This is a genomic window from Nocardiopsis oceani, from assembly GCF_054777395.1.
The window spans coordinates 1-12,741 of the sequence record NZ_BAAHAR010000027.1 but is presented as its reverse complement, the minus strand read 5'-3'; the positions used below and the strand labels follow the sequence as shown (position 1 = coordinate 12,741).

Annotated in this window: 11 protein-coding genes and 1 pseudogene; 9 read left to right on the top strand and 3 right to left on the bottom strand. The window is 68.3% G+C overall.

Features of this window, described 5'->3' with window-relative positions:
- The gene (locus ACYVDG_RS17145; RefSeq protein ID WP_460753220.1) at nt 1-633 is read right to left on the bottom strand and encodes a DJ-1/PfpI family protein; all 633 of its coding nucleotides are present in this window, start codon (nt 631-633) and stop codon (nt 1-3) included.
- Between the two features lie 217 nt (nt 634-850).
- Here ACYVDG_RS17145 and ACYVDG_RS17140 point away from each other — a divergent pair, with 217 nt between their 5' ends.
- Nucleotides 851-2,227, top strand: coding sequence for a GntP family permease (locus ACYVDG_RS17140; protein ID WP_460753217.1), 1,377 nt, complete (start codon nt 851-853; stop codon nt 2,225-2,227).
- A 13-nt stretch (nt 2,228-2,240) separates the two neighbouring features.
- Here the strand turns inward: ACYVDG_RS17140 and ACYVDG_RS17135 are convergent, their stop codons facing one another.
- Entirely contained in the window at nt 2,241-2,954 is a 714-nt protein-coding gene (locus ACYVDG_RS17135) for a FadR/GntR family transcriptional regulator (RefSeq protein ID WP_460753214.1), read from the bottom strand.
- A gap of 138 nt (nt 2,955-3,092) precedes the next feature.
- Here ACYVDG_RS17135 and ACYVDG_RS17130 point away from each other — a divergent pair, with 138 nt between their 5' ends.
- Nucleotides 3,093-3,608: a gluconokinase gene (locus tag ACYVDG_RS17130; protein WP_460753210.1), complete on the top strand. Its 516-nt coding sequence runs from the start codon at nt 3,093-3,095 to the stop codon at nt 3,606-3,608.
- Between the two features lie 101 nt (nt 3,609-3,709).
- Nucleotides 3,710-4,204, top strand: a complete 495-nt coding sequence (locus ACYVDG_RS17125) for a hypothetical protein (protein ID WP_460753205.1) — start codon at nt 3,710-3,712, stop codon at nt 4,202-4,204.
- An 18-nt stretch (nt 4,205-4,222) separates the two neighbouring features.
- On the opposite strand, the gene ACYVDG_RS17120 is transcribed toward ACYVDG_RS17125, so the two are convergent.
- A complete protein-coding gene (locus tag ACYVDG_RS17120; RefSeq protein ID WP_460753202.1) occupies nt 4,223-4,630 on the bottom strand; it encodes a hypothetical protein in 408 nt (135 codons plus the stop codon).
- 334 nt (nt 4,631-4,964) lie between these two features.
- Here ACYVDG_RS17120 and ACYVDG_RS17115 point away from each other — a divergent pair, with 334 nt between their 5' ends.
- The 6 genes and pseudogenes from ACYVDG_RS17115 to ACYVDG_RS17090 all read left to right on the top strand — a co-directional run.
- The gene (locus ACYVDG_RS17115; RefSeq protein WP_460753198.1) at nt 4,965-6,629 is read left to right on the top strand and encodes an ABC transporter substrate-binding protein; all 1,665 of its coding nucleotides are present in this window, start codon (nt 4,965-4,967) and stop codon (nt 6,627-6,629) included.
- 328 nt (nt 6,630-6,957) lie between these two features.
- Nucleotides 6,958-7,962, top strand: coding sequence for an ABC transporter permease (locus tag ACYVDG_RS17110; RefSeq protein ID WP_460753192.1), 1,005 nt, complete (start codon nt 6,958-6,960; stop codon nt 7,960-7,962).
- Entirely contained in the window at nt 7,962-8,963 is a 1,002-nt protein-coding gene (locus ACYVDG_RS17105; RefSeq protein ID WP_460753189.1) for an ABC transporter permease, read from the top strand. The genes ACYVDG_RS17110 and ACYVDG_RS17105 overlap by 1 nt, the downstream gene beginning before the upstream one ends.
- Before the next feature lie 2 nt (nt 8,964-8,965).
- Nucleotides 8,966-10,051 carry an ABC transporter ATP-binding protein gene (locus tag ACYVDG_RS17100; RefSeq protein WP_460753186.1) on the top strand — a complete coding sequence of 362 codons (1,086 nt, stop codon included), beginning with the start codon at nt 8,966-8,968 and terminating at the stop codon, nt 10,049-10,051.
- The gene (locus tag ACYVDG_RS17095) at nt 10,048-11,157 is read left to right on the top strand and encodes an ABC transporter ATP-binding protein (protein ID WP_460753181.1); all 1,110 of its coding nucleotides are present in this window, start codon (nt 10,048-10,050) and stop codon (nt 11,155-11,157) included. The genes ACYVDG_RS17100 and ACYVDG_RS17095 overlap by 4 nt, the downstream gene beginning before the upstream one ends.
- Nucleotides 11,158-11,951: 794 nt before the next feature.
- A pseudogene (locus tag ACYVDG_RS17090) lies at nt 11,952-12,741 on the top strand (HNH endonuclease signature motif containing protein); the annotation flags it as partial.

Genomic DNA, 12,741 nt, shown 5'->3' with positions numbered 1-12,741 from the left:
CTAGGCCTCCTCCAAGAGAGTGAGATAGGCGTCCGTGTCGTGGAGCGCGTGGAGCCGGTACCAGGCTTCCAGCGCCCGCGGGCTGAAGGCGTCCAGCCTGCCGAAGGCCTCCCGGGCGAATTCGACGGCGGCGGTGGGCCCCGCCGTGACGAGGTCCTCATCGGTGACCGCCAGTGCGGACCGGTACCGGTGCCCGCCCTGGTAGCCGGTGCCCAGGAGGTATTCGGGGGCGGCACTGGTGTGGTCCCGGAAGTCGAGCAGCCCTTCGCGGGCCAGCCCCGCTGTGGCCCCCGAGATCGCGGCCACGGGGGTCCCGGAGTCGAGGAAGATCCCGGCCGCCGACGCCATGGGCGCCATGGCCTCCGGCGAGGTGTCCCACGCGGGGGAGCCCGGGAGGACGAGCATGGCGCTGCTGGAGGGCTGGAGCTGGGGGAGTGTGATGTCGGGCAGGACGGTCACGCCGCCCAGGGTGGTGACGGGCGCTCCGGTCAGCCCCACGGTCACCACGTCGTGCCCGCTGGAGCCCTGGCCGTCGAGGCCCGCGCGGATGTGGGCGACCGCGTGCCCCACCTCCCAGTCGGCCAGCTGGTCGTAGACGGCGAGGTGGACGGTCTTGCGCGGCTCAGCGTTCATGGCACGAGGCTGAACCGTTGACAACACGTTGTCAATGACGGGGTCCGGCCATGGGATTTTCTTGGGCCTGTGACCTGCGTCTCCATCACAGAAGCTCACTGTCGCGTTCACAGGACCTCACAAATGGTATTACCATTCTCTGAGTCCGGTCCAAGACCAGGTCAAGGGCGTGTTTCGACACGGCCAAGCACTACCCCGTCCACTGGAAGGCTCCGTCGTGGAGAACTTCGAACCCGTCTACGGCACGGGTCCCCTGCTCGGGATCGCGGCGGGCGCCATCGCCCTCCTGCTGTTCCTGATCATCCGCTTCAAGATGCACGCGTTCATCGCGCTCGTCCTGGTCAGCGTGCTGACCGCGCTCGTTTCCGGAATCCCGGTCGACGGGGTGGTCCCCACCCTCCTCGACGGGTTCGGCGGCACGCTCGCCAACGTGGCCCTCCTCGTGGGCCTGGGTGTGATGATCGGCCGCATGCTGGAGGTCACCGGCGGTGCCGCGGTCCTCGCCAGCGCACTCATCAAGCTGTTCGGGGAGAAGCGCGCCCCGATGGCTCTCGGTGTGGCCTCACTGATCTTCGGCTTCCCGATCTTCTTCGACGTCGGCCTCATCGTGATGCTCCCGATCGTCTTCAGCGTGGCCCGCCGCGTGGGCGGATCCGTGCTGCTGTACGCCTTGCCGACGGCGGGCGCGTTCGCGGTCATGCACGCCTTCGTGCCGCCGCACCCCGGCCCGGTCACCGCCGCCGTCGAGATCGGTGCGGACATGGGCCTGACCCTGCTGGTCGGCACCGTCCTGGCCATCCCCACCTGGTACCTGGCCAGCTACCTGTTCGGTCTGTGGGCCGGCAAGCGTCTGGAGATCCCCGTCCCGGACGACATCATGTCCAACGGCGAGGTCAAGCACGAGAACCCGCCGCACCTGGCCACGGTCGTCAGCATCCTGGTGCTGCCGGTGCTGCTCATCTTCGCCAACACCGGCACGAGCACCCTCGTCGAGACCGGCACCGTGTCCGGGGAGACCGTCTGGGCGCAGTCGCTCCAGCTCGTCGGTGACGCGCCCATCGCTCTGCTCATCACCGTTCTCTACGCGATGGTCGTGCTCAGCCAGGGGCGGTTCACCCGGCAACGGGTCGAGGAGATCGTCGGCGGCGCGCTCGGCCCCGTCTGCGGCATCATCCTCATCACCGGCGCCGGCGGCATGTTCGGCGGGGTTCTGCAGGCCAGCGGGATCGGTGATGCGCTCGCCGACAGCCTGAACTCCACCGGTATGCCGGTCATCGTCGCGGCGTTCATCATCGCCCTCGGCCTGCGCGTCGCCCAGGGTTCGGCCACGGTCGCCATCACCACGGCGGCCGGCCTGATCGCCCCCGCGGTTCAGGCCAGCTCGGGCCTGAGCTCGATCGACCTGGCCCTGATCGTGATCGCCATCGCCTCCGGTGCCACGGCGCTCTCGCACGTCAACGACTCCGGCTTCTGGCTGGTCGGCCGCTTCCTCGGGATGGACGTCAAGACCACGCTCATGACCTGGACCGTCATGGAGACACTGATCGGGTTCATCGGCTTCGGGTTCGCCTTCGGCCTCTACCTGATCCTGTAGCGCCCCGGCCGAGTCAGTGGGAGGGCGCGGACTCGTCGCCTCTCAGGGCGTCGGCGACCTCGGTGACGATCGCCCGCATCGCCGCCTCGGCCACGTCCGGCAGCCCGTCCCGGATGGCCTGCGCCACTGCCGTGTGCAGGCGCAGGGCCTCCGGGCGGGGGTTGTGCGGCATCAGGTCGTAGGAGGTGCGGCCGACCAGGACCTCGGTCACCACCTCTGCCAGGCCGGACAGCATCTCGTTGCCGGAAAGCTCCAGGATGCGGCGGTGGAAGGTGACGTCGAGCTCGAGGAAGGTCTCCAGCTCGCCGGCCCGCCCGGTCAGCGTCATCTGTTCGGCCACGACCACCAGTTGGGCCCGCTCGTCCGCGGGGCCGCGCTCGGCCGCCAACGCGGCGGCGCCGGGCTCCACGGCGGCCCGGAGTTCATTGAGGGAGCGCAGTTGTTCCATGCGGCCAGCACCGGCCAGGCGCCAGCGGATCAGCTGGGGGTCGAAGACGCTCCAGTCGCGCTGCGGCCTGACCCGGATACCGGTTCTGGGGCGGCTGACCGCCAGGCCCATCGACTCGAGGACCCGCACGGCCTCGCGGGCGACGGTACGGGAGACGCCGAACTCCTGTTCCAGACCTTGGAGCGTGAAGGTGTGACCGGTCGTGTACTCGCCGCCGGCGATAGCGGGACCGAGCACCGCCAGCACTCGGTTGTGCAGCGTGCGGTGCGTGGGGGCCATCGTCTTCCCTCGAGCTTCCCGGGTTCTCGTGCTACGGCCGGATCCGGCCGGGGGTCAGGCTGAATCCTAGCTGGAATGATTGATACCACTATTGGTGGCGGCGTCGCGGTCGGCGGCGGGCCACGACACGGAGAGACCATGCACTTTGTCTTCATGGGCGTATCTGGCAGCGGCAAGACCAGTGTGGCCGAACGGATCGCCGACCAGCTCGAGCTCCCCTTCGCGGAGGCGGACGCCTTTCACCCCGAGGCCAATATCGCGAAGATGTCGGCCGGTGTGCCCCTGACCGACGGCGACCGATGGCCGTGGCTGCGCGAACTGGCCGACTGGACCGCCGAACACGAGGCCTCGGGTACTTCGACGGTGATGGCCTGTTCCGCACTCAAACGCACCTACCGCGACGTGTTGCGCACCGGGGCGCCCGGTGTGCACTTCCTCCACATGCACGGTTCCGCCGAGGTGATCTGGGAGCGGATCGGTGCCCGGGAGGACCACTTCATGCCTCCCGCGCTCCTGAATTCGCAGCTGGAGACCCTGCAGCAGCTCGGCCCCGACGAGGAGGGGAGGGAGTTCGACGTCCGTGAGGACTTGGAAACCCTCGCCGCCGCGGCCCTGGGGTACGTGGGTGAGCGCGTGCGTCCGATGGGTGTCTGAGAAAGGGCAATCGGTGATCCTTTGTGCGCATGTGGCGACTGTGCGTATAGGTGCCGATGCTCCACTTGTGTAGTGCGCCCGAGCACGCAACCCTGTTCGTCATGCAAGACACCCAAACATCCCCTACCGCCTCTGCCGCCCGGCCCTTCAGCGTGGTGCCCGCGCCGAGGCAGAGCCTTCTCGCCACGCGCCGACCGGGGGTGCGGCCCCCGCGTGACGTGCGGCAGGCCTTCACCCTGATGTTCGTCGCAGCGGCCGCCTACGCGCTGTTGGCCTACCAGGTATGGGCGCTGCTGGACGCGGGTGCCCCCGGCCCCGTCGTGACCGAACTCTGGTTCCTGCTGGTCGTGGCCGCGCTGGTCGCCATTGGCCTCATCGCCTCGGCGGTGCCCATCCGCCGAGGGGGCTACGTGCTGTGGCGCGCCTCCCAGTTCGGCGGGCTGGTCGCCCTGGGGGTGGCCCTGGGCGCGCTCCGCATGGCCGCCAAGCTGGCCAACACCCCGATGCTGCTGGTGGGGTTGCTGGCCGCGCTCTTCGCCATCGTCGTGAACATCGCGCTGTGGAGCAGCAACGTGCGCAGGTGGTGCGAACTTTAGCCCGAGGGGCCGGAGCCGCTACTGCTCTTCCTCCTCGCCGTCGGCGAGGAAGTGCAGTCGGGCGAGGTGCTCGCCGCCGTCTTCCCCGTGGCGGGTCGTATAGACCTCGCGCGCCTCGTCGGCGACGTCACCGACCTCGTCGTCGAAGCCGTAGTCGATGAGGTCGTCCAGCAGGTCGATGGCCCGGTGTAGGAAGTCCTCATCGTCGGGGTTCTCCGCGGCGTCCTCGGGGGAGTGCGCCGTGACCCGCGAGAGCACGACGGCACGGGCCTCCTCCACCGCGCTCTCGGCTCCGGCGGCGGCGCTGAGGCGGATGCGGGTGACGGGGTCCTCGTCGGCCGCGAGCATCAGCTGCTCGGCCAGCCAGGCGCTCTCCTGGCTTTCGAGGAACGCGGTGAGGTCCGCGTCGGCAATGGGAGTGTTCATCCGAAGATCATAGGACGGGGGCGCACCCTGCGTAGTCCCGGAGTCCAGCCAAGCGGGATGTCCGGCCCGAACCAGAAATTCATCCCATGGCAGGATGTTATCGTGAACATTATGCATATGTGAATACACATTATTGTCGACGGTCCCCGTATGGCTGTGTTATGCCTGGTGCGTTTGACACCTGTGCACGAAAATCCGACCTATGGATCACGCCACAGATATGAAACAGTTGTATTAATACCCAGTCGTCTATCTTCCCAGGCGGTCGCGGATCGGCTTATGGTCCCAACATCGTTCAGGGCCTCAAAGCCGCCCCCCCACACTGAGGTGGACCATGTTCACGAAGTCATCCCGAAAGCCGCTCGGTCTCGTGGCCGTCGCGGCTTCGCTCACGCTGGTGGCCACAGCGTGCGCGGAGAGCGACCGAGAGGGCGCGGCCGACGGTAGCGAGCCGTTCGTCTTCGCCGCCGCGGGCGACATCGCCGCACTCGACCCGTTCCTCGCTAGCGACGGCGAGACGTTCCGTTACAGCCGCCAGGTATTCGAGCCCCTCCTCGACCACGAGTCCGGTGGCTCCGACATCGTCGGCGGGCTCGCCGAGGACTGGGACCAGTCCGAAGACGGCACCGTCTGGACCTTCCACCTTCAGGACGACGTCACGTTCCACGACGGCGACGAACTGAGCGCGGAAGTCGTCTGCGCCAACTTCGACCGCTGGCACAATCTGACCGGCGGATACCAGAGTTCCAACAACTCCTACTACTGGCAGACGATCTTCGGCGGATTCGCCGAGAACGAAGACGACTCCATCGGTGACTCGCGCTACGTCTCCTGCGAGGCCGAGGACGAGAACACCGCCGTCATCGAGATCTCCGAGTACTCCTCGATCTTCCCCGGCGGGTTCAGCCTCGCCGCCTTCGGCATCATGAGCCCCACCACCCTGGAGGCCATGGAGGGCCAGGAGATCACCGGCGAGGAAGGCAGCTTCACCCTCCCCGAGTACTCCCAGACCGTGGGCGAGGTGGCCGGAACGGGCCCGTTCACCGTCGAGGAGTGGAACCAGGACCAGGGCGAGGTCACCCTGGACCGGTTCGACGACTACTGGGGCGAGCCGGCCGGCTTCGAGACGATGATCCTCCGGTCGATCCCGGACGAGACCGCCCGCCGCCAGGCCTTGGAAGCCGGTGACATCCACGGGTACGACCTGGTCGCCCCGGCCGACGTGGAGCCGCTGGAGGAGGCGGGCTTCGAGGTGCCCACCCGTGACGTGTTCAACGTCCTCTACCTCGCCTACCAGCAGGACTACGAGGGTCTCGAGGAGCTGGAGGTCCGCGAGGCCCTCTCCCACGCGGTGGACCGCCAGCGCATCGTCGACACCATCCTTCCGGAGGGCGGCGAGGTCGCCACCCAGTTCCACCCGGACACCCTCGACGGCTGGTCCTCGGACGTGCGCACCTTCGAGCACGACCCGGAGCTGGCCGAGGAGATGCTCGCCGACGCCGGCCACGAGGACCTCGAACTCGAGTTCTGCTACCCGACCGAGGTCACCCGTCCCTACATGCCCGCGCCCCAGGACATCTTCGACGTCATCACCGAAGACCTGCAGGACGTCGGCGTGACCGTCGAGGCCACGACCTACGAGTGGGACGAGTACATCAACCAGACCGACAGCGGCAACTGCTCGCTCTACCTGCTCGGCTGGACCGGTGACTACAACGACGCCTACAACTTCTTCGGCACCTGGTTCTCCGGCCCCATGGGCGCGTGGGGACTGGACGACGAGGAGCTGTTCGACCGCATGGCCGAGGTGAGCACCAACCCGGACGAGGAGGAGCGCGTCGCCGGCTACGAGGAGCTCAACGAGATGGTGATGGAGGTCCTCCCGGGGCTGCCCATCTCCAGCTCCCCGCCCTCCATCGCGTTCTCCCCGGACGTCGACCCGCCCAACGTCAGCCCGCTGACGCAGGAGATCTTCGCTGAGGCCTCCTGGGAGGAGTAGCACCCTAGGGAGTGTTCCGCGGATGCTTTCGGCTGGTCGGCGCTTGCGCCGATCACTGCGAGCGGCCGTCCAGTCAATCTCTCGCCAGACGATGAGCGAGGTCAGCCCGGGGTTGGCTGTCCGAGCGACATCGGCGCAGCGAGAGGCAGCCTGGTGGTCGCGAGCCCGAAATGATCCAAGGAACACGACCTAGGACCCCGCTCTCCCCGACCCGGGAGGCGTGTTCTCCGGGCCCGGCCAGTGGATCCACCGGCCGGGCCCGCCGCGCGGCGGGCCGCGCGTCCCTCCGGGAGATCCCCGAAACCACCACTGGCGAAAGGCGGCGAAGGTGCTGCGATTCATCGTCAGGCGACTCCTGCAGCTGATCCCTACCTTGGGCGGCCTGTCGGTCCTGCTGTTCGTCTGGCTCCAACGGCTGCCGGGCGGACCGGAGTTCGCCCTCCTGCCCGAAGACGCGACCGCGGAACAGCGCGAGGCGCTGCGGCGGTCGCTCGGACTGGACGAACCGCTCACGGTTCAGTACCTGTCCTTCCTCCGCCGTATCTTCCAAGGCGACCTGGGCACCTCCCTCCAGACCGGGCGGCCGGTCATGGAGGAGTTCCTCACGCGTTTCCCGGCCACGTTCGAACTCGCCGTGACCGCGATGGTCATCGCCGTCGCGGTCGGGCTGCCCCTGGGCTACCTGGCGGCGCGCAAACGGGGCTCCGCCCTGGACTTCGCCGCTGTCGGCGGCTCCCTCCTGGGCATCTGCACCCCGGTCTTCTTCCTGGCCTTCATCCTCAAGGTGGTCTTCGCCGAGGGCCTCGGACTGTTCCCGTCGGCGTTCCGCCTGTCCCCGGGGATCAACCGCACCGACATCACCGGGTTCGTCCTCCTCGACGGCATGATGACCAGGGAGTGGGACGTCGTCTGGGACGCCTTCGCGCACCTGGCGCTACCGGGCCTGGCGCTGGCTTCCATCCCGCTCGCCGTCATCACCCGGATGACCCGCGCCAGCGTCCTGGAGGTCATGGGCGAGGACTACGTCCGTACCGCCAACGCCAAGGGCCTGCACCGCACCACGGTGCGCACCCGTCACGTGCTCCGCAACGCCCTGCTGCCCGTGGTGACGGCCATGGGCCTGCTGGCCGGCAGCCTCTTCGCCGGAGCGGTCCTCACCGAGAGCGTCTTCGCCTTCCCGGGGATCGGATCCTTCGTCTACGCGGCCACGCAGTCCCGCGACTACCCGGTCCTCACCGGGTTCATCCTGCTCATCGCCACCATGTACGTGTTCATCAACCTCCTGGTCGACATCTCGTACAGCCTCCTCGACCCGAGAGTGCGGGCCCAGTGATGCCTACGACACCGAGCTCCCAGAACTTGTCCGAGGTCCCCTTCCACAAGCGCAAAGCGGCCAAGGCCGACCGGCTAGCCGAACTCATGGGCGACCGGGGCGACGACGGCCACGGCGCCGGGATCTGGCGGGAGGCCTTCCAACGGATGCGCCGCAGCCCCATGGCTATCACCGGGGCGGTCATCGTCTCGGTGTTCGTCCTCGTGGCGCTGTTCTCCCCGCTCATCGCGCCCTACAGCGCCACCGCGCAGAGCTGGGGCAGCGAGGTCTTCCCCAACCGCAACGAGTTCGTCGGCCCGCGCGCCGAGAACCTGCTCGGCCTGGACCACCTCGGGCGGGACATGTTCTCGCGGATGGTGATCGGTGCCCGGCAGACCCTCATGGTCGGAGTGGTCGCCACCCTCGTCGGCTTCCTCTTCGGCGCGCTCCTCGGCGGTACCGCGGGGGCCTGTTCCGCGCTCGGCGGACGCTGGGGCCGCCAGGTCGACAACGTCATCATGCGGGTCATCGACATGATGCTCGCCCTGCCCACCCTGCTGCTCGCCGTCACCGTCGCCGCCCTGGTCGGGCCCAGCCTCACGACCGTCATGCTCGCGGTGGGTATCGCCCAGATCCCGATCTTCGCCCGCCTGCTGCGCGGGGCGATGATCTCGCAGGGCAACCGCGAGTACGTGCTGGCCGCGGAGGCGCTGGGCGTACGCAAGCGCAAGATCGCCGTTTCGCACATCCTGCCCAACTCGATGGGCCCGGTCATCGTGCAGTCCACGCTCACCCTGGCGACCGCCATCATCGACGCGGCGGCCCTGTCCTACCTGGGACTGGGCAACCCGGACGCCAACTTCCCCGAGTGGGGAACGATGCTGTCCGAAGCCCAGCGGTTCCTGTCCAGCGCGCCGTCCCTGGCCGTCTACCCGGCCCTGGGCATCATCATCACCGCGCTCGGCTTCACCCTTCTGGGCGAGTCCCTGCGCGAAGCGCTCGACCCGAAGTTGAGGAAGTGACCATGAGTACCAGCAAGCCGCTGCTGGCGGTGGACGACCTGTCCGTGGTGTTCAGCGGGCGCGGGGCCGGCAGCGAGGTGCGTGCCGTCGACGGGGTCTCCTTCTCCTTGGACGAGGGCCGTGTCACCGCACTGGTCGGCGAGTCCGGTTGCGGTAAGAGCGTCACCTCACTGGCCCTCATGGGGTTGCTGCCCGACCGGGGGGTGGACGTCGGCGGCAGCGCCGTCATGCAGCTGCCCGGCGGCGAGGAAGACCTCCTGCGGGCGTCCCAGCGCCGGATGCGCGACCTGCGCGGGTCCCAGCTGGCAATGATCTTCCAGGACCCGCTGAGCTCCCTCAACCCGGTGGTCCCCATCGGCGTCCAAGTCACCGAGATCCTCAAACGGCACCGGGGGATGCGTGGCACCCCGGCCCGCAAGGAGGCCGCCGACCTCCTGTACCGCGTGGGTATCCCGGACCCGACCCGCCGGCTCAGCGAGTACCCGCACCAGCTGTCCGGAGGGATGCGCCAGCGCGCGCTCATCGCGATGGCGGTGGCCTGCCGACCGCGCCTGATGATCGCCGACGAACCGACGACCGCCCTGGACGTCACCATCCAGGCGCAGATCCTGGAACTGCTCAAGGACCTGGTCACCGAGGAGGGCACCGCCCTGCTCATGATCACCCACGACCTGGGCGTGGTTGCCGGGCTGTGCGACGACATCAACGTCCTCTACGCGGGCCGGGCAGTGGAGAGCGCCCCGCGCGAACCGCTGTTCGCCGACCCGACCCACCCCTACACGGTGGGCCTGCTCGGCTCCATCCCCCGGCTGGACGCTCCGCGCGGCGAGCCGCTCACCCCGGTGCGCGGCTCCGTCAACGACAACATCGCGTGGTCGGACGGGTGCGCGTTCGCGCCCCGCTGCGACCACTACACGATGGAGTGCCTCCAGGGCCCGCCCGAGCTGGTCCGGATGTCGGAGGGCAAGAACGGCGACCTGGACCACGTCCACCGCTGTGTGAACCCCATCAGCCGCGCCGATGTGGCGGACCGGACCGTGCTCGACAGCCCGGCCGTGGTGGGCGACGACGAGGAGGAGCGGGGATGAGCCTGCTGGAGATCAAGGACCTCAAGGTCCACTTCCCGATCAAGCGCGGGGTGATCGTCGACCGCACCGTCGGCCACGTGCGCGCCGTGGACGGGGTCTCGCTGAGCATCGAGCCCGGGCAGACCTACGGTCTGGTGGGTGAGTCCGGCTGCGGAAAGACCACCCTGGGGCGGGCGGTCCTGCGCCTGAACCAGGTCACCGAAGGAGAGGTGTGGTTCGGCGGCCGGGACCTGGCCAGCCTCGATCCCGAGTCGATGCGCCGCGAGCGCAAGAACCTGCAGATGGTCTTCCAGGACCCTCTCGGCAGCCTGAATCCGCGGCAGAACATCGGATCGATCCTCGTGGAGGGCCTGCAGACCCACGGGATCGGGGGGCCCACCGAGGAGGAAGCGGCCGGCCTGAGCCGGTCCGAGCGGCGCCGCTTGACCGAGGAGGACCAGCGCCGCCGCGTGGTGGACGCCCTGGAGCGGGTGGGCCTGTCCGGCAAGGTGCTCAAGCGCTACCCGCACGAGTTCTCCGGGGGGCAGCGCCAGCGCATCGGCATCGCCCGCGCCCTCGTGCTGGAGCCGGACCTGATCATCTGCGACGAGCCGGTATCCGCGCTGGACGTGTCCATCCAGGCGCAGGTGCTCAACCTCCTGGAGGAGCTCCAAGAGGAGATGGGCCTGACCTACCTGGTCATCGCGCACGACCTTGCGGTCGTCCGCCACGTCAGCGACGTGGTCGGGGTGATGTACCTGGGTTCCCTGGTGGAGGAGGCCACTAGTGACGAGCTGTACGAGACCCCGGTGCACCCCTACACCCGTTCGCTGATGTCCGCGGTGCCGGTCCCGGACCCGGAGGTGGAGGACAACCGTGAGCGCATCCTGCTCGCCGGTGACCTCCCCTCGCCCGCGAACCCTCCCACGGGCTGCCGTTTCCATACCCGCTGCCCGTGGCGCCAGGAGGAGCTCTGCGACACCGAGCGCCCCGAACTGCGCCTGCTGCACGGAGACCAAGGCACTGGTACCCACCGGGTGGCCTGCCACTACGCCGAGCAGATCCTGTCCGGTGAGCTCCAGCCGAGCGAAGAGAAGGCCGAGCGCATCGTCCACGGCGCCAGCTGAACCGAGTGAGGGCTGAACCAAACGGGGTGAATCGCGAGCGGGTGTCCAGGGCGCCCGCTCGCGGTGGTTCGTGCGGTCGGGCGGCCCTCCGGTTGAACCGGCGGCTTTGATGCCCTCCACGTACACGTGCAGGTGGTGGTCGGGTTCACTGAACCCCAGCGCCCGACACCGCAACCACATTTCCTCGCCAGCCGAACGATAGGGGCGAATGGGGCAGTCTGGTCACCTTCAGCGATGGCATTGGGGATTCCTTTTGCTGGGTTTCCTGCCTTACTCGGGTTCCCTCCTTTCCCGCCGCCCGATTGTGGCCGTCTCCGCTACGCGCGTCAAGGTCGTCGCCATCGAGCGCTTCGCGCGTCAACGGCGCTCCACCTTGACCCGCTTCGCTACGACGGCGGGTTGGCGTCTATGGGAAAGAGGGGCTGGGTGGTTGAGGTCCGAGCCATTTCGGGCTTCGCCCGAAAACTGATTCTGTCGGCCTGGCGGCCGATGCCTTCCCCAGCGCCGGAGCGTTGACGGGTCGGGTGTCGCGGCCGGTCAAGGCGTGCGGCGAAAACCCCGATGATCTTGCCCCTGGCTCCACCCCCGACCGCCGAAAGTGGATCCAGGAGCAAGATCACCACCATTCGGGCGCACATATGTCCGCTTTGCCAAAGAATGCGGCCAGGGGGTCTGGCCCCTTTTTTCTGGAAGGCTACTTTCCGGGGTAGGAAAGGCGGGTCAGGGTGGCCGGGTAAGGGTTGTATCACCCCCAGGATAGGTCCTTTCTGCGCCCTTCTTGATATCCTTAGGGCATGACTTCTTCTTTCGGGCAGTGCGGGAACACGGCGGGCAATACCCCCGCCGCGACCGCCATGAGTGCTGCCCGGAAGAACATCGCCTCGGAAATGGGCGAGGTGCCCCCGACCGGTGCGGCCGGTGAGGTGCTGGATGTGATCTCGCAGGTGTGCGAGGACATGGAACAGGCCCAGCTGGCGATGCTGCTGCGCCTGGCCCAGCTGGAAGCGGCCGGCACCCTGTTGGAGGCCGGTGGGCAGAGGTCGGTGCAGAACTGGCTGATCCACTCGGTGGGGATGGTCCCCGTTGAGGCCAACGGGCGCGCCGAGCTGGCCCGCCGGCTCTTCGCCCGGGAGCTGCCCGCCACCCGCCAGGGCTTGGACTCTGGGTTGTTGTCGATCGGGGAGGCGGTGGCGGTGTGCCGGGCCGCTGAGCGGGCGGTGGGGGCGCGCAACACCGGCCGCCACCCGGATGCGGGCATCTTCCGGCAGATGATGGAGGCCGGGATCGTGGCCGCCAAGGCCAAGGAGCCGGCGATGTCGACCTCCCACATCGCCCGGCTGGGCCGGGAGCTGCTGGCCCAGTACAACCCGGCTGTGGTGGAAGAGCAGTACCAGGCTGCCTTCGATGCGCGTGGTGCGCGTTTGGTGCGGACCTTTGATGCGTCCTTCCTGTTCGATCTCTGGGGTCCGAGTGAGCACGCCGAGGAGATCCAGCGTGAGCTCAAGGCCCACGAGGTGGACTATGACCCCGAGAGGCTGCACGTGTCGGCTTCGGAGCGGATGTATGACGCGTTCATGAACCTGG

What these genes read in the sequence shown, in the direction of transcription:
- ACYVDG_RS17130 (WP_460753210.1), top strand. Translation starts at nt 3,093, where the DNA reads ATGCACTTTGTCTTCATGGGCGTATCTGGCAGCGGCAAGACCAGTGTG.
- ACYVDG_RS17100 (WP_460753186.1), top strand. Translation starts at nt 8,966, where the DNA reads ATGAGTACCAGCAAGCCGCTGCTGGCGGTGGACGACCTGTCCGTGGTG.
- ACYVDG_RS17105 (WP_460753189.1), top strand. Translation starts at nt 7,962, where the DNA reads ATGCCTACGACACCGAGCTCCCAGAACTTGTCCGAGGTCCCCTTCCAC.
- ACYVDG_RS17120 (WP_460753202.1), bottom strand. Translation starts at nt 4,630, where the DNA reads ATGAACACTCCCATTGCCGACGCGGACCTCACCGCGTTCCTCGAAAGC.
- ACYVDG_RS17115 (WP_460753198.1), top strand. Translation starts at nt 4,965, where the DNA reads ATGTTCACGAAGTCATCCCGAAAGCCGCTCGGTCTCGTGGCCGTCGCG.
- ACYVDG_RS17135 (WP_460753214.1), bottom strand. Translation starts at nt 2,954, where the DNA reads ATGGCCCCCACGCACCGCACGCTGCACAACCGAGTGCTGGCGGTGCTC.
- ACYVDG_RS17095 (WP_460753181.1), top strand. Translation starts at nt 10,048, where the DNA reads ATGAGCCTGCTGGAGATCAAGGACCTCAAGGTCCACTTCCCGATCAAG.
- ACYVDG_RS17145 (WP_460753220.1), bottom strand. Translation starts at nt 633, where the DNA reads ATGAACGCTGAGCCGCGCAAGACCGTCCACCTCGCCGTCTACGACCAG.
- ACYVDG_RS17125 (WP_460753205.1), top strand. Translation starts at nt 3,710, where the DNA reads ATGCAAGACACCCAAACATCCCCTACCGCCTCTGCCGCCCGGCCCTTC.